Here is a 16,047-nt window from a genome sequence, read left to right on the forward strand (position 1 = left end):
GCTAGGACGGACGCGGCGGAACGCCGTCGACTTCTCCACAGCCTGTCCGTCCCGCGACACGCTCCGGGGCGGACATCGCCCGAAGCGCACCCGGCGCGGTCGAACGCCGCCATGATGTGCGCGTGGACCAGACGCGACCCGTTCGGCCCTGGCATGCGCTCACCGCCGTCGTCACGTGGGCGGCCCTGCTCCTCCAGCTCGTGCTCGTCATCCGCGGTGGGGTGGGCCTCGACGAGGTGACGCCACCCGCCCTCGGGAGGCGGCTCGTCCGCTTCATCTCCTACTTCACCGTCCTCACCAACCTCCTCGTCGCGTTCACCGCGACGACGCTCGCGCTGCGGCAGGACCGCTTCCCGACGTGGTGGAAGGTGGTGCAGCTCAACGCGGTCGTCGGCATCGCCGTCACCGGCCTCGTCCACTGGTTCCGGCTCCGTCCCCTGCTGGACCTCAGCGGGGCTGACGACGTCGCAGACAAGCTCCTGCACGTCGGCTACCCCCGTGCACTGCTCGCCTGCGTGGGAGTGGCGGTGCTGCTCCTGGCGCTCACCGAGGGGGCCATCCGGTGGGACCGGCGGCTCCGCGGTGGCCAACCTGACCCGTTCGGGTCAGGACGAGGGCCCACAGGGGACCGTCTTTCCTCATTCGCAGGACGTCCATCGGGGACGACGGGACGCTCGGGAGGACAGGAGCCCTGTCGCGAAGCAGCGACCCTCCAGTCGGCACGAGGGGACTTCGGAAGGGGCCTCCATGCACCGCCTCGCCTCGCGCCTCGGCAAAGCCGTCGCGCTGACCGCGGCCCTGGGTCTGGCCACCGCCACGACCGCGGCCGCCCACGAGTGCTACAACGCCAGCCGCTCCGCCCAGGGCAACCTCAAGGCCGGGACGCAGTCCAACACCTGGTTCACGCTCGTCGTGGCCGACGCGATCGCGGCGACATCGAGACCGGCCTGATCACCCCCGAGCAGGCCGCCTGCATCACCGGGGCCTACGCGGCCACCGAAGCTCCGGCGTCCTTCACCATCAAGGTCGTCGGCGGCAAGGACGGCCTCCTCGCCGGAGGCGTCACCAACCAGGAGATCCTCATGAACGGCAAGAGCATCGACCACTCCTTCGTGGCCTACGGCGACGCCATCTTCGGCTCCTACGCCTCCTGCGGGGTCGAGTGCTGACGTGAGCGTGGCAGGTGGCGTGCAGGGACGGCCACCCGCCCGATCGCGCGCGACCGAAGGATCGCGGGAGCGAGGGACTGAGCCGTTCGGGTGACGGAAAATGGCCCGCGGAGGGGCCTTCGATTCTTTGTTTCCGCAGGTGGGAAGCCGTGAGCAGGGGAACACTCGGGGGGAGGAGTCCTGCCGCGAACCGGCGGCACGCGGTCGCCCCGGTGGGGCTCTCGAAAGGGGAAGCCGTCATGCTCCGAGTCGCTGCCACGGGAGGTCTGGCCCTCGGCCTGGCCCTCGGCCTCGCCCCCGTCGCCACCGCCGAAGAGATGCCCGACCCGTGCCTCATCATCCTGGGCGCCGAGGCCGCCACCATCACCGGGACGGCGGGCAATGACACCCTCCGCGGGACCGCCGGTCCCGACGTCATCCTCGCCGGCGCCGGCAACGACGTCGTCTGGGGCCTCGGAGGCGACGACCTCATCTGCGGTGGCGCCGGCAACGACACGATCAACGCCGGTGACGGGAACGACCTCGTCCTCGGCGACACCGCCGAGTCGATCCTGCTCGGGAACCCCGACGGCATGAGCGTGCCGGGTGGTGCCGATGTCATCGACGGCGGGAGCGGAGACGACCAGATCGCCGGAGAAGGCGGCAACGACACCCTTCGTGGCGGCAACGGTGACGACTTCGCCACCGGCCAGATGGGCACCGACACCGTGACCGGCGGCAACGGCGACGACACCCTCTTCGGAGGGCCCGCAAACGACCTCGTGAAGGGCGAGAACGGCAACGACGTCGTCGTCGGCAACTTCGGCAACGACAACCTGTTCGGCGGCCGCGGCGACGACCTGTTGACGGGAGACAACCCTTCTCCGGTGTCCGGAGGTCCGTCTCAGGACGTCTGCGACGGCGAGCAGGGCTCGGACTTCGGGGTGGAGGACACCTGCGAGGTGGCCGTCTCGATCGAGACCTTCGGACCCCTCCCGGACGAGGGATAGGCGCCGGCCGGGCGGCGTCGCGCTCGCACCGTCGCGAGGGCGGGTGGTCCGCAGGGAGGACCACCCGCCCTTTCGCCCGCGGCCACCACCGGGCGCACGGACGTGCGCGCGGTGGTGGCGGGTCCCACGCTGCGCGTGGGCCGGCATACGGGCACGTAGGCTTGGCTCTCGTGGCCACCGACTTCCAGCAAGAGATCAAGGACCTGCGCACGACGATGACGTCCGTGCGTGACGTCACCGACCTGACCGCGCTCCAGGCGACGATCGCCGACCTCGAGGAGCAGGTGGCCGCACCCGACCTGTGGGACGACCAGGAGAAGGCGCAGGCCGTCACCTCCGCCCTGTCCCGGGCGAAGTCCGAGTACGAGCGCGTCACGGGGATGGACACCCTCGTCGACGACCTCGAGGCGCTCGTGGAGATGGGCCAGGAGGAGAACGACGCCGAGACCCTCGCCGAGGCCGAGAAGGAGCTCGTCAAGGTCAGGAAGGCCGTCGGCGAGCTCGAGGTCCGCACCCTGCTCAGCGGTGAGTGGGACGAGCGCGCGGCCGTCGTCACCATCCGCGCCGGCGCCGGGGGCGTCGACGCCGCCGACTTCGCCGAGATGCTCATGCGCATGTACTTGCGCTGGGCCGAGCGCCACGGCTACCCGACCAAGGTCATGGACACGTCCTACGCGGAGGAGGCGGGGATCAAGTCCGCGACCTTCGAGGTCAGCGTCCCCTACGCGTTCGGCAACCTCTCGGTCGAGGGCGGCACCCACCGGCTCGTCCGGATCAGCCCCTTCGACAACCAGGGCCGTCGCCAGACGAGCTTCGTCGCCGTCGAGGTCATCCCGCTCATCGAGGGGACCGACTCCGTCGAGATCCCGGAGAACGACCTCAAGATCGACGTGTTCCGCTCGTCGGGCCCCGGCGGGCAGTCGGTCAACACGACGGACTCCGCGGTGCGGATGACCCACCTCCCCACCGGCACGGTCGTCTCGATGCAGAACGAGAAGTCGCAGATCCAGAACCGCGCCGCAGCCCTGCGCGTCATGCAGTCGCGGCTGCTCCTGCTCAAGCGCGCCGAGGAGGCCGCGGTCAAGAAGGAGATGGCCGGCGACGTCAAGGCGAGCTGGGGCGACCAGATGCGCTCCTACGTCCTCAACCCGTACCAGATGGTCAAGGACCTGCGTACCGAGTTCGAGACCGGCAACCCGACCGCGGTCTTCGACGGAGACATCGACGGCTTCATCGAGGCCGGCATCCGCTGGCAGATCGCCCAGCGCAAGGCAGACGCCTGATCCCGTTGTCGCACAACGAGATCGAGGACAAACGATGACGTATGCCGTGCAGCTCCCGCCGGGCGGTCCGACCGACTGGTCGGCGTGGTCGGCCGACCTCACGGCGCGCATCCGCCGGCTGGGCGACGGTGAGGACGTGCTCATCGACGTGCCCGCGTTGACCCGCCCGCACCTCTCCCGCAAGAGCCGACTCTTCGGTCTCGTCCCCGCCCGCTACGAGGACACCGCGCCGTGGGTCCGCGTCCGGCGCGACGAGGACCACGCCGTCGCGGAGCTCGTGGGCAGCGAGAGCTTCGGCGGCGACTTCCTCCTCTCCGCCGACGAGGAGCGCCGGCTCGACGAGCTGGGCTGGCGCCGGCCGGGCAGCGACCTCATCATCGAGCGGATCTGGACGCGCTGGTTCCCCGACGACGTGACGCACACGGCATACCTCCCGAAGGCGGACGCGGCCGCGGTGGCCGACCTCGTCACCCGCACCCTGCGGGACGTCCTCCCGGCCTGAGAGGGTCACCGCCACATGGCGGGGGCGTCGAAGTGGCGCCGAGCACCATGGGCACCGTCCGCCGCGACCGGCACGCTGGCCGACATGCGCCCGACAATGACGTCTCCTCGCACCCTCCTCGCGGCCCTGGCCGCCCTCACCACGACCGTCGCGCTCGCCGCGGCCGCGCCAGCAGCGGTCGCCGACAAGCCCGGTGGCGGTCACTGCGCCCGCCAGTCCAAGGTCGCCGTCCCCGGCGCCGAGCAGCAGAAGGTTGCCTGCCTCGACGACCTCACCACCGCGGGCACCGTGGCCTCCGGTCACACGCGTGCCGCCGACTTCGCCGGGCTGCACACGCCCGGCACGGTCAACCCGACGGGCGTGCCCGGCATCCAGGTCGACGGGTACTTCCCCGACACCTCGACGACGAACACCAACAACGGCTGGAACCACGACAGCCAGTTCGTCATCCGCATCCCCGACGACTGGAACGGCGGGCTCGTCGTCACCGGCGCCCCCGGCAACCGCAGCCAGTACGCCAACGACTTCATCTGGTCCGACTACGTCCTGGCCCAGGGCTTCGCCTTCGCGAGCACCGACAAGGGCAACATGGGGACGAAGTTCTACGCCGACGGGTCCTCGCCCGGCGGCAGTGTGCGCGAATGGAACTCGCGCGTCACCGAGCTCACGCTGGCGGCCAAGCGGGTCGTCAAGCAGGTCCGCGCCAAGGCGCCGCAGCGCACCTGGATGGCCGGCATCTCCAACGGCGGCTACCTCGTCCGCTGGCAGCTCGAGAACCGACCGGACCTCTACGACGGCGGGCTCGACTGGGAGGGCACGCTGCTGCGCGCCGACGGCCCGAACCTCATGACCTACCTCCCGACCGCGCTCAAGCACTACCCGGCGTATGCCGCGACCGGCAGTCCCGCGGCGCACGACGCGATGATCGCGGCCGGCTTCGAGCCGGGGAGTGAGTTCCTCTGGCCGTTCCACCACACCGTGTACTGGGACCTCACCCAGCGGATCTACCGCGAGGAGTTCGACCCCGGCTTCGACGGGGCGACCGACGCGGGGACGCCCTACTGCGCGAGCGGCACGCCCCAGTGCGACGCCGACTACGACTACTTCGCACGCCCGGCCTCGGTGAAGGAGGCCGTGCGATCGGTGGAGCTGACCGGCAGGATCGGCAAGCCGCTCATCACGGTGCACGGCGACATGGACACGCTGCTGCCGATCGGCACCGACTCCGACGTCTACGCGCAGCTCGTCGACGACGCCGGCCAGGGTGCGAGCCACCGCTACTACCGGGTCGAGGACGGCACGCACACCGACGCCCTCGTGCCGGCCTTCCCGGACCGGCTGCGGCCCCTGCTGCCGTGTGCCCGGACCGGCTTCGACGCGCTCACGTCGTGGGTGGAAGACGGGACCCCCCCGCCGGCCGACGCGACGGTGGCGCGGCCGACCTCCGGCGACCTGCTCCACACCTGCGCCCTGGGCTGAGCCCGGACCCGGGACCCACGTCCGGCGCCGTGCCGCGGAAGCTTCCGCGGCCCGGCGCCGGCTCGGCGTCCGGGCCGCTGCCGCAGTCCTGCACCTCACACGCCGCCTCTGGGGGGAAGCGCCCGACGCCCAGCGACGGAACCTATGCTCGTGACGCATCCGCCCCCGATCGCGAAGGCCCGTCTGCGCGCATGATCCGCTTCGACAACGTCACCAAGGTCTATCCGAGGTCGACCCGCCCTGCGCTCGCCGACGTCAACGTCAACGTCGAGCGCGGCGAGTTCGTCTTCGTCGTGGGTCCCTCGGGCTCGGGCAAGTCCACCCTGCTCCGCCTCGCGCTGCGCGAGGAGCGGGCGTCGGGCGGCACGGTGCTCGTCGCCGGTCAGGACCTCAACTCCATGTCCTCGCGCAAGGTGCCCCGCTTCCGTCGGGGGATCGGCGCGGTCTTCCAGGACTTCCGGCTGCTCCCGGGCAAGACGGTGGACCAGAACGTCGCCTTCGCGCTCCAGGTCATCGGCAAGCCGTCGTCGGCGATCCGCCAGCTCGTGCCCGAGACCCTCGAGATGGTCGGACTCGAGGGCAAGGGCAAGCGCCTGCCGCACCAGCTCTCCGGTGGTGAGCAGCAGCGCGTCGCGATCGCCCGCGCCGTCGTCAACAAGCCGCAGATCCTGCTGTGCGACGAGCCGACCGGGAACCTCGACCCCAAGATCAGCCTCGACATCGTCCGCCTGCTCGACCGGATCAACCGCGCCGGCACGACCGTGCTCATGGCGACGCACGACGCCGACACCGTCAACGCGATGCGCCGACGGGTGGTCCAGCTCGAGGAGGGCGTCGTCGTGCGAGACGCGGAGCACGCGACCTACCTCGCCGCCACCACCTCCTCCGAGTCCCCGACGGTGCTCGAGGACCCCGACGCGGTCGAGGACGTCGAGGGCATCGAGGACATCGGTGACCTCGATCCCGAGCGCTTCGGAGGGGAGGAGCGATGAAGCCCGGTTTCATCGCCGGCGAGGTCTGGTCCGGCCTGCGGCGCAACCTCTCGATGGCCCTCTCGGTCATCCTCGTGACGATGGTGTCGATGTTCCTGCTCGGGCTCGGCCTGCTCGCGCAACGCCAGGCGGACACGATGAAGGGCTACTGGTACGACCGGATCCAGGTCTCGATCTACCTGTGCACCGACAACTCGCTCCAGCCGAACTGCCAGGGCCAGGCCGCGACCGAGGCCCAGGAGCAGAGCATCGAGAGCCAGCTGCGGGCCATGCCCGAGGTCAAGGAGGTCTTCCAGGAGACCGAGGCCGAGGCGTTCGAGCGCTTCAAGGAGCAGTTCCGCAACAGCCCGATCACCGGCAACGTCCAGCTCGGCGACATCCCGCAGAGCTTCCGCGTCCAGCTCAGCGACCCGACGAAGTACGCCGTCGTCACGAGCCAGTTCGAGCGTGCGCCGGGGGTGGCAAGCGTCCAGGACCAGGAGAAGGTCCTCAAACGCTTCTTCCAGATCATCAACTGGATCACGGCCTTCTCGGTCCTCCTCGCCACGCTCATGGTCATCTGCGCCACGCTGCTCATGGCGACGACGATCCGGCAGGCCGCGTTCATCCGGCGGCGGGAGATCGGGATCATGCGCCTCGTCGGGGCGTCCAACTGGACGATCCGGATGCCGTTCATCATCGAGATGCTCGTCGTGGCCGCGCTCGGCGTCGCCCTCGCGGTCGGCATGCTCTGGCTCGGCCTGCGGCTCATCTTCAACCTCGGCTTCAACCAGGTGATCCTCAACAAGGCGCTCATCGGCGCGAACGACGTCTGGTCGCTCACGCCGTGGCTGTTCGGGGGCGTCATCGTCATCGCGGTGCTCACGAGCGTCGTCACGCTGCGCCGCTACCTGCGCGTGTGAGGAACGCCCCCCGTCGGACCCCCTGCGTCCGCAAGGATGGTCGAGGTTTCGACCATCCTTGCGGACGCAGCCGCCCGGATCCCCAGGCAACTCTTCGGCGCGGGCTGTTCCCAAGAGGTGGTGACTCGTGTTACCAATGGTGACCATGTGGCGAACCCCTGCGCCCCGACGCGCCCCTGCACGCCGAACTGCCGGCATCTCGGTGGCTCTGCTGTGCTCCCTCGCGCTCGTCAGCCACTCTCCGGCGGTGCACGCCGAGCCGGACCCGGGACGGCAGAAGCAGCGGGTGGACGCGCAGATCGACAAGCTGCGTGAGGACCTCCACGAGACCAACGCCGACCTCGCCGAGGCCTACATCGCGCTGCGCACGACCCAGTCGAGGCTGCCGGGTGCGCAGTCCGCGCTGACGCAGGCGCGGGCCGCCGCCGGTCGCGCCGAGACCGCCAACGCCATGGCCGCGCAGGAGCTCGAGGTCGCCGAGGCCAACGAGAGCAAGGCCCAGGAGGACCTCGCCGCGACGAGCTCCGAGATCGTCGAGAGCCGCACCGAGGTCGCCCAGTTCGCCGCCCAGATCTACCAGGAGCAGGGCTTCGGCGAGTTCGACATGGCGATGACGTCCACGACGCCGCAGCAGTTCGCCGACCGGATCGCCCTCATCGGCACCGTCATCGACCTGCAGAGCCAGTCGATGGTCGCCCTCGCCACCGCCAAGGCCAGCCAGACCGCGCAGGAGGACCACCTGTCCGCCCTGCGCGCGGACTCAGAGAAGGCCAAGCGCAAGGCCGAGGCCACCCTCGCCGCCGCCACCTCGGCCCGCGACCGCGCCACCGCCGCCAAGGCGGCCCTCGACGCGCTCGCCGCGCAGCAGGCCGCCCAGGCCTCCACCGTCAAGGCCAAGTCCGCCGCCGAGGCCGCGAGCCTGGGCCAGATGACGGCCGAGTCGGCCCGGCTCAGCAGCGTCATCAAGGCCCGCGCCGCCGCCGCCCTCAAGCGCGCCCGCATCGCCGCCGCCGCCAACGCCCGGGCCAAGGCCGCCGCCGCGGCCCGGGCCGCGGCGGCCCGGGCCGCGGCGGCCCGGGCCGCGGCAGCCAAGCGCGCCGCGGCCGCCGCCCGACCCAGCGGCGGCTCCGGGTCCGGCACCGGTACCGGCACCGGCTCCGCCCCCCGCCCTCCGGCGGCCCCGAGCACCAGCGGTCCGCTGAGCGCGCCGACGACCGCGGGCTGGATCAGCTCCGATTTCGGCATGCGCTTCCACCCCATCGACCAGGTGTGGCGCCTGCACAGCGGCCGCGACTACGCCTCCCCCTGCGGCACGCCCATCAAGGCCGCCGCCTCCGGCGTCGTCATCGAGTCCGGCTCCCGCGGCGGCTACGGCAACCGCGTCGTCGTCGACCACGGCGTCATCGGCGGGGTCCACCTCGCGACGACCTACAACCACCTCCAGAGCATCCGCACCCATGGCGGCAGCGTGAAGCGCGGCCAGGTCGTCGGCTACGAGGGCTCCACCGGCAACTCCAACGGCTGCCACCTCCACTTCGAGGTCTACGAAGACGGCGAGTTCGTCGACCCGCGCAACTACCTCTGACGCAGAACGTCGGCGCGCACACGGCATACGCTGCAGTAGCCTGACGCACTGACTCGAGGGAGGTGACCGCCATGGCAAAGGCCAACGCGAAGAAGGGCAGCGCTCAGCCAGATGGGCGCAAGCTCGTCGCGAGCAACCGCAAGGCGCGCCACGACTACCTCATCGAGGACACCTTCGAGGCCGGCCTCGTGCTCATGGGCACCGAGGTCAAGGCGCTGCGCATGGGGCGCGCCAGCCTCGTCGACGGCTGGGCGAGCTTCACCGGCGACGAGCTGTGGCTCGAGGGCGTGCACATCCCCGAGTACATCTCCGGCACGTGGACCAACCACACGCCGCGCCGCCGCCGCAAGCTCCTGCTCAACCGCAAGGAGCTCGACCGGATCATGCACAAGACCCGCGAGAGCGGCCACACGATCGTCCCGCTCCAGCTGTACTTCAAGGACGGCCGCGCCAAGGTCGAGATCGCGATCGCCAAGGGCAAGAAGGAGTACGACAAGCGCCACGCGTTGCGTGAGCGCCAGGATCGTCGTGAGGCCGAGCGCGCGCTCGGCACGAGGGGGTAGGACGTGCAGCGTCGCCTGCGGGTCTGGTCGGCGTGCCTCCTGGCACTGGCCGCTGTCGTCTATCCGGTCGGCGCGGCGTTCGCGGCGCCCTCCGCCCCCGCCTCGCTGGTCGGGTTCGTCCCGATGGACGACGACGCGGTCGGCTTCGCCGTGTCGTATGCCGTCCAGCCCGACGGGTCGATGGACGTCACCCAGCGCATCCGCTGGGACTTCCCCGAGGGGGAGGAGCGCCACGGGATCTTCCGGACCATCCAGGTCCGCGCCGGCTACCAGGACTCGACGACGCAGTACCGCCACTACGAGCTGTCCGACGTGGAGGTGTCCTCGCCGACGGGCGCCCCCACCGACGTCGACATCTCCGACTTCGGCGCCTACGAGCAGGTCCGCATCGGCAACGCCGACGAGACCGTCTCGGGTGTCCAGGAGTACGTCATCAGCTACACCCTCGGCAACGTCGTCAACGACATCGGCGACGGCACCGCCGAGCTGTACTACAACCACATCGACCCCTCGAACGAGTACGTCTACCGTGACGTGACGGCCGAGGTCACCGGCCCCGTGCCCGCGACCCGGGTCGCGTGCTACTACGGCGCGCTCCAGGAGGACACGGCCTGCACCGGGACCCCGGGCGCGACGTCGACGTTCACCATCCCCGACATCAACCCCGGTCAGGGCGCGACCATCGTCGTGTCCTGGCCGCGGACCGCCTTCGGCGACCTCGCCCCCGACCTGCGCGAGTCCGGGTCCGACGGGAGCTACGGCGGCGGCTACGACCCGGGCCCCTCGCTCACCGACACGCAGCAGCGGTACGTCGGGGCGGCGCTCGCCGGTGGCGGCATCCTCATCCCGCTCCTCGCCGGTGGCCTCATGGGGGTCCTCGTCTGGACCCGGGGCCGCGACGAGGTCTATGCGGGCCTCACACCGGGACTCACGCCCGGCGCGGGGGAGAGCGTGCCCGTCGTGCGGGGCAGCGCCCCGACCGTCGCCGTGCAGTTCACGCCACCGGCCGGGGTCCAGCCCGGCATGGTCGGCACGATCATGGACGAGAAGGCCGACGTCGTCGACGTCACGGCGACCCTCATCGACCTCGCGGTCCGCGGTCACCTCACCCTCACCAACGAGGAGCGCGGCCGGTTCCGCAGCGACGACTGGCTCCTGCAGCGCACCACCCCGCCCGCCGGCGCCGCGGCGCTGTCACCCTACGAGCAGCGGCTGCTCGACGGGATCTTCGCCTCCGGCGACGCGAACCGCCTGTCCTCGCTGAAGAACACGTTCGCGGAGACGCTCAAGCAGGTCCAGGGGATGATGTACACCGAGGCCGTGCAGCGCCACTGGTTCCGGCGCTCGCCCGACGCGCAGCGCTCCGCGTGGTCCGGACTCGGGATCCTGCTCCTCGTCCTCGGCGGCCTCGCCCTCTTCTTCCTCACGCCGGTCCTCGGCGATCTCGGTGGCGGCTCGCTCGTCGGCATGGGGTGGGTCTTCGGTGGCGGCCTCGTCGTCGCCGGCCTCATCGTCCAGGTCCTCGGCCGTCGCATGGCCTCGCGCACCGCCGAGGGCAGCGCGGTCCTCGCGCAGGCCCAGGGTTTCGAGCGATACATCGCCACGGCGGAGGCCAACCAGATCCGGTGGGAGGAGGCGCAGGACGTCTTCAGCAGGTTCCTGCCCTACGCCATCGTCTTCGGCCTCGCCGACCGCTGGGCCTCGGTGTTCGAGGAGGTGGCCAGTGCGGCTGCGGCCGCGGGCCACGTCATCGCGGCACCCACCTGGTACGCCGGCCCGATGACGGGCTGGAACTTCGGCCACGTCGCCTCGAGCATGGACTCCTTCTCGACCCAAGCGGCGGGCACGTTCGTGTCGACGCCCGGGTCGTCGGGCGGGTCCGGGCTCGGGGGTGGCGGGTTCTCCGGAGGCGGCGGGTTCTCCGGGGGTGGCGGCGGCGGAGGGGGCGGCGGGTCCTGGTGACCGCGCTCTCCCCGTCCTGAGGTTCGTTTCGGGGGTCGTGCGTGTGCCGTTGCGCGCTCAGTCGGGACTTCGTCCCGAACGCGCGCACCGGTACACTCACGACTTGCCCACCCTGCGCCCCCGCTTCGTCGCTCGCTCCCTCCGAAGGGAGGTGGTGCTGCCGTGCCATCCGTGATGACGTGGGGGACATGACCAAGACCATCGCATTCCTCACCGCACCCGAAGGCATCGAGCGGGTCGAGCTCACCGACCCCTGGGACGCCGTCACCGGCGCCGGCCACTCGGCCACGCTGCTGAGCACCGAGCCCGGCACGGTGCAGACCTTCGACCACCTCGACAAGGCCGAGACGCGCCCCGTGGACGGGCTCGTCAAGGACGCGTCGGTCGACGACTACGACGCGCTCGTCCTGCCGGGCGGTGTCGCCAACCCGGACGCCCTGCGGATGGACACCGACGCCGTGGCCTTCGTCAGGTCGTTCGTCGAGTCGGGCAAGCCGGTCGCCGCGATCTGCCACGCGCCGTGGGTCCTCGTCGAGGCCGGCGTCCTCGAGGGCCGCACCCTCGCGTCGTGGCCCAGCCTGCAGACCGACCTGCGCAACGCCGGCGCCACGTGGAAGGACGAGGAGGTCGTCCTCGACGGCAACCTCATCACCAGCCGCAACCCCGACGACCTGCCCGCGTTCACCAAGGCGCTTCTCGACGCGCTCGCCTGAAGCGCTCACCGCTCACCGCACGGCGGGCGCGCTCGTCGCGCGGATGGCCCTGCACGCTCAGTCGGGACTTCGTCCCGAACGCGCGCACGGCCATCCGCCCGACTCGTCGCGAACGCGCGCAACGGCATACCCACGACGAAGGCCGGTCACCCCGTGGGGGTGACCGGCCTTCGGGCTCAGCGGGGGCGGCTCAGTTCTTGAAGGCGTCCTTGACCTTCTCGCCGGCCTGCTTGAGGTCTGCCTTGGACTGGTCCGCGCGACCCTCGGCCTCGAGGCCCTCGTCGTCGGTCGCCTTGCCGGTGGCCTCCTTGGCCTTGCCCGCGGCGTCGTCAGTCATGTTGTCGATCTTGTCTCCGATACCCATGGTGAAGCTCCTTGGTCGTGCGGAAAGGGATCTGCACCCTCGAGGCGCCACGTCTTGACGCACGGATGCCTTGTCAGGTTAACCCGTTGAGGACGAGCAGAAGGTCTCCGCCCTCGACCTGTTGGTGAGCGCCGATGGCGAGCCTCTCCACCGTCCCGGCGCTCGGGGCGGTGATGTTGGCCTCCATCTTCATCGCCTCGATGGTGGCGACGACGTCGCCCGCCGCGACCGTGTCACCCTCGGCGACGGCCGGCGTGACGACCCCCGCGAAGGGGGCCGGGACGTGCGTCGGGTTGCCCGGCTCGGCCTTCTCCGCGGCCTTGACGTCGACCTGGATCGAGGTGTCCCGGACGGTGATCGGGCGGAACTGCCCGTTGAGCGTGCACATCACGGTGCGCATGCCCTTGGCGTCGGCGTCGCCGATCGAGGAGACCCCGAGGAGGAGCCGCTTGCCGGCCTCGATCTCGACCTCGTACTCGCGGCCGTGGTCCAGTCCGTGGAGGAACTCGACGGTGCCGAGCACGGACAGGTCGCCGTAGCGCTCCGTGGACGTGCGGTAGTCCTTCGTCGGGCCCGGGAAGAGCAGCTCGTTGAGGGTCGCCCGCGGATGGGCATCGAGGGCGCTCTCCTGCTCCGGGGTGAGCTCGGTGTCCCGCGGCTTCCCGTGGCGTCCCTGGAGAGCCTTGGTGCGGAACGGCTCCGGCCAGCCCCCCGGGGGGTCGCCCAGCTCGCCCTCGAGGAAGCCGATGACCGACGCGGGGATGTCGAACCTCGTCGGGTTCTCCTCGAACTCGGCAGGGTCGGCCCCGGCGCCGACGAGCGCGAGGGCGAGGTCGCCGACGACCTTGCTGCTGGGTGTGACCTTGACGATGTTGCCGAGGATGCGGTTGGCCGCGGCGTACATGTCCTCGATGTCCTCGAACCGGTCCCCGAGGCCGAGGGCGATCGCCTGCTGGCGCAGGTTCGACAGCTGGCCACCGGGGATCTCGTGGAAGTAGACCCGGCCGGTGGGGGAGGGCAGGCCGCTCTCGAAGGGGGCGTACAGCTGTCGGACCGCCCCCCAGTAGGGCTCGAGGGCGAACACGTGGTCGATGTCGAGGCCCGTGGCGCGCTCGGTCCCGTCGGTCGCGGCGACGAGGGCCGACAGCGAGGGCTGGCTCGTCGTGCCCGCCATCGACGCGCAGGCGGCGTCCACCGCGTCGACGCCGGCGTCGATGGCCGCGAGCAGGGTGCCGACCTGGCCGCCGGCGGTGTCGTGCGTGTGGAGGTGCACCGGAAGGTCGAACCGTTCGCGCAGGGCGGTGACGAGGGTGCGGGCCGCCGGGGCGCGCAGCAGGCCGGCCATGTCCTTGATGGCGAGGACGTGCGCGCCCGTGCCGACGATCTGCTCGGCGAGCCGGAGGTAGTAGTCGAGCGTGTAGAGCGTCTCGCCGGGGTCGCTGAGGTTGCCGGTGTAGCAGAGCGCCACCTCGGCGACCGCCGTGTCGGTTGCGAGCACGGCCTCGACGGCGGGGCGCATCTGGCCGACGTCGTTGAGCGAGTCGAAGATCCGGAAGATGTCGAGTCCGGTACGAGCGGCCTCGCGGACGAACGCGTCGGTGACCCGGGTCGGGTAGGGCGTGTAGCCCACGGTGTTGCGCCCCCGCAGCAGCATCTGGAGCGGGATGTTGGGCATGGCGGCGCGCAGCAGCGACAGGCGCTCCCACGGGTCCTCGCTGAGGAAGCGCAGGGCCACGTCGTAGGTCGCCCCGCCCCACGCCTCCATCGACAGCAGCTCGGGCGTGAGGTGCGAGACGTGGCCGGCGACGTGGAGCAGGTCGCGGGTGCGCATCCGGGTGGCGAGGAGCGACTGGTGGGCGTCGCGGAACGTCGTGTCGGTCACCGCCACGGACGTGCGCTCGCGCAGCAGGCGCGCGAACTCGGCCGGACCGACCCGCTGGAGCAGGTCGCGCGAGCCGGGCGGCACCGCCGTGTCGGGGTCGAGTGCGGGAAGCTTGGCCCGCGGTCGGACGTGGGTGCGCGCCGGTCCGTGCGGCTGGTTGACGGTGACGTCAGCGAGGTAGGTGAGGAGCTTGGTGCCGCGGTCCGCCGGTGTGCGCGCGGTGAGCAGCTCGGGTCGCTCGTCGATGAACGAGGTCGTCGCTTCACCGGCCTGGAACACCGGGTCGGCGAGGACGCCCTCGAGGAAGCGCATGTTGGTGGAGACCCCGCGAATCCTGAACTCCGCCAACGCCCGTCGTGCCCGACGCACGGCCATCGGGAAGCTGCGGCCGCGACAGGTGAGCTTGACCAGCATGGAGTCGAAGTGCGGCGAGACCCGCGCCCCGACGAAGACGGTGCCACCGTCGAGCCGCACCCCACCGCCACCGGCCGAGCGGTAGACGGTGATGGTCCCGGCGTCGGGACGGAACCCGTTGGCGGGGTCCTCGGTGGTGATGCGGCACTGCAGAGCGGCGCCACGCAGGACGATGTCCTCCTGGCGCAGCTCGAGGTCCGCGAAGGTGTCGCCCGACGCGATGCGCATCTGCGAGACGACGAGGTCGACGTCGGTGACCTCCTCGGTCACGGTGTGCTCGACCTGGATGCGCGGGTTCATCTCGATGAAGACGTAGCGGCCGTCCTTGCCGAGCAGGAACTCCACGGTTCCGGCGTTGACGTAGCCGATCTCGCGCGCGAAGCGGACCGCGTCGTCGCACATCCGGTCGCGCAGCGCGGGGTCGAGGTTCGGTGCCGGCGCGATCTCGACGACCTTCTGGTGGCGTCGCTGCACCGAGCAGTCACGCTCGTAGAGGTGCAGGACCCCGCCGGTCGCGTCGCCCGTGCCGTCGTCGGTCCCGTCGCTGAGGATCTGCACCTCGATGTGCCGCGGGTCGATGACGGCCTCCTCGATGTAGAGCGTCGGGTCGCCGAAGGCGGCGTCGGCCTCGCGCTGCGCCGCCTCGAGGGCGTCGCGCAGGGTCGAGGGGTCGTTGACGCGGCGCATGCCCCGACCGCCACCACCGGAGACCGCCTTGACAAAGGCAGGGAAGCCGATCTCGCCCGCGGCGGCTTCGAGAGCGTCGAGGTCGGTGCCGGCCTCGGACCCCCGCAGCGTCGGCAGTCCCGCCTCGCGGGCCGCGGCGATCGCCTTGGACTTGTTGCCGGTGAGGTGCAGCACCCGCGGGGGAGGCCCGATGAACGTGATGCCGTGGGCCGCGCACTCCTCGGCCAGCAGCGGGTTCTCGGACAGGAAGCCGTAGCCCGGGTAGATCGCGTCGGCGCCGCACTCGACGGCGACGCGGACGATGTTTGCGTGGTCGAGATAGGCGCGGACCGGGTGGCCCTCCTCGCCGATCTGGTACGACTCGTCGGCCTTGAGCCGGTGCTCGGAGTTGCGGTCCTCGTGGGGGAAGACGGCGACGGTCTTGGCGCCCAGCTCGGTGGCGGCGCGGAACGCCCGGACGGCGATCTCGCCACGGTTGGCGACGAGGACCTTGCGGAACACGGCATACCTCCAGGCAGGAGTGCTAACGGTCGCCGCGATCCTAGTGACCCGTCAAACACC

General features: G+C 71.1%; 13 protein-coding genes. 11 read left to right on the forward strand and 2 right to left on the reverse strand.

From position 1 onward, the window contains the following. Window positions 1–122 precede the first annotated feature (122 nt). The 11 genes from AC3EU2_RS13115 to AC3EU2_RS13165 all read left to right on the forward strand — a co-directional run bounded on the left by AC3EU2_RS13115 (window position 123) and on the right by AC3EU2_RS13165 (window position 12,139). The gene (locus AC3EU2_RS13115; RefSeq protein ID WP_488176741.1) at window positions 123–1,169 is read left to right on the forward strand and encodes a hypothetical protein; all 1,047 of its coding nucleotides are present in this window, start codon (window positions 123–125) and stop codon (window positions 1,167–1,169) included. Between the two features lie 239 nt (window positions 1,170–1,408). Further along, on the forward strand, window positions 1,409–2,158 hold the full coding sequence (locus tag AC3EU2_RS13120) for a calcium-binding protein (RefSeq protein WP_488176742.1): 750 nt from the start codon (window positions 1,409–1,411) through the stop codon (window positions 2,156–2,158). Window positions 2,159–2,328: 170 nt separating this feature from the next. Next, entirely contained in the window at window positions 2,329–3,441 is a 1,113-nt protein-coding gene (prfB, locus tag AC3EU2_RS13125) for a peptide chain release factor 2 (protein ID WP_488176743.1), read from the forward strand. Window positions 3,442–3,475: 34 nt separating this feature from the next. Beyond that, complete coding sequence (locus tag AC3EU2_RS13130) at window positions 3,476–3,943, forward strand: TY-Chap domain-containing protein (protein ID WP_488176744.1); 468 nt, start codon at window positions 3,476–3,478, stop codon at window positions 3,941–3,943. A gap of 84 nt (window positions 3,944–4,027) precedes the next feature. Next, window positions 4,028–5,422 carry a 3-hydroxybutyrate oligomer hydrolase family protein gene (locus tag AC3EU2_RS13135; protein ID WP_488176745.1) on the forward strand — a complete coding sequence of 465 codons (1,395 nt, stop codon included), beginning with the start codon at window positions 4,028–4,030 and terminating at the stop codon, window positions 5,420–5,422. A 191-nt stretch (window positions 5,423–5,613) separates the two neighbouring features. Continuing rightward, window positions 5,614–6,414 (forward strand): cell division ATP-binding protein FtsE, encoded by an 801-nt coding sequence (gene ftsE / locus AC3EU2_RS13140; RefSeq protein WP_488176746.1) that lies wholly within the window; start codon window positions 5,614–5,616, stop codon window positions 6,412–6,414. Beyond that, entirely contained in the window at window positions 6,411–7,316 is a 906-nt protein-coding gene (gene ftsX, locus AC3EU2_RS13145; RefSeq protein WP_488176747.1) for a permease-like cell division protein FtsX, read from the forward strand. The genes ftsE and ftsX overlap by 4 nt, the downstream gene beginning before the upstream one ends. A gap of 247 nt (window positions 7,317–7,563) precedes the next feature. Next, window positions 7,564–8,901, forward strand: coding sequence for a peptidoglycan DD-metalloendopeptidase family protein (locus AC3EU2_RS13150; RefSeq protein WP_488176748.1), 1,338 nt, complete (start codon window positions 7,564–7,566; stop codon window positions 8,899–8,901). Between the two features lie 71 nt (window positions 8,902–8,972). Then, a complete protein-coding gene (gene smpB, locus AC3EU2_RS13155; protein ID WP_488176749.1) occupies window positions 8,973–9,464 on the forward strand; it encodes an SsrA-binding protein SmpB in 492 nt (163 codons plus the stop codon). Window positions 9,465–9,467: 3 nt separating this feature from the next. Next, on the forward strand, window positions 9,468–11,426 hold the full coding sequence (locus tag AC3EU2_RS13160) for a DUF2207 domain-containing protein (RefSeq protein WP_488176750.1): 1,959 nt from the start codon (window positions 9,468–9,470) through the stop codon (window positions 11,424–11,426). 188 nt (window positions 11,427–11,614) lie between these two features. Next, a complete protein-coding gene (locus AC3EU2_RS13165) occupies window positions 11,615–12,139 on the forward strand; it encodes a type 1 glutamine amidotransferase domain-containing protein (protein ID WP_488176751.1) in 525 nt (174 codons plus the stop codon). Between the two features lie 190 nt (window positions 12,140–12,329). On the opposite strand, the gene AC3EU2_RS13170 is transcribed toward AC3EU2_RS13165, so the two are convergent. After that, on the reverse strand, window positions 12,330–12,503 hold the full coding sequence (locus AC3EU2_RS13170; protein ID WP_035940177.1) for a CsbD family protein: 174 nt from the start codon (window positions 12,501–12,503) through the stop codon (window positions 12,330–12,332). A gap of 73 nt (window positions 12,504–12,576) precedes the next feature. Then, window positions 12,577–15,987 (reverse strand): pyruvate carboxylase, encoded by a 3,411-nt coding sequence (locus tag AC3EU2_RS13175; RefSeq protein WP_488176752.1) that lies wholly within the window; start codon window positions 15,985–15,987, stop codon window positions 12,577–12,579. Between the last annotated feature and the right edge of the window lie 60 nt (window positions 15,988–16,047).

This window comes from Knoellia sp. B-D-2 (assembly GCF_057714695.1).

Excerpts from the sequence above, each read along its gene's own strand:
- AC3EU2_RS13120 (WP_488176742.1), top strand. The coding sequence starts at position 1,409 with ATGCTCCGAGTCGCTGCCACGGGAGGTCTGGCCCTCGGCCTGGCCCTC.
- AC3EU2_RS13130 (WP_488176744.1), top strand. The coding sequence starts at position 3,476 with ATGACGTATGCCGTGCAGCTCCCGCCGGGCGGTCCGACCGACTGGTCG.
- AC3EU2_RS13135 (WP_488176745.1), top strand. The coding sequence starts at position 4,028 with ATGCGCCCGACAATGACGTCTCCTCGCACCCTCCTCGCGGCCCTGGCC.
- ftsE (WP_488176746.1), top strand. The coding sequence starts at position 5,614 with ATGATCCGCTTCGACAACGTCACCAAGGTCTATCCGAGGTCGACCCGC.
- ftsX (WP_488176747.1), top strand. The coding sequence starts at position 6,411 with ATGAAGCCCGGTTTCATCGCCGGCGAGGTCTGGTCCGGCCTGCGGCGC.
- smpB (WP_488176749.1), top strand. The coding sequence starts at position 8,973 with ATGGCAAAGGCCAACGCGAAGAAGGGCAGCGCTCAGCCAGATGGGCGC.
- AC3EU2_RS13165 (WP_488176751.1), top strand. The coding sequence starts at position 11,615 with ATGACCAAGACCATCGCATTCCTCACCGCACCCGAAGGCATCGAGCGG.
- AC3EU2_RS13170 (WP_035940177.1), bottom strand. The coding sequence starts at position 12,503 with ATGGGTATCGGAGACAAGATCGACAACATGACTGACGACGCCGCGGGC.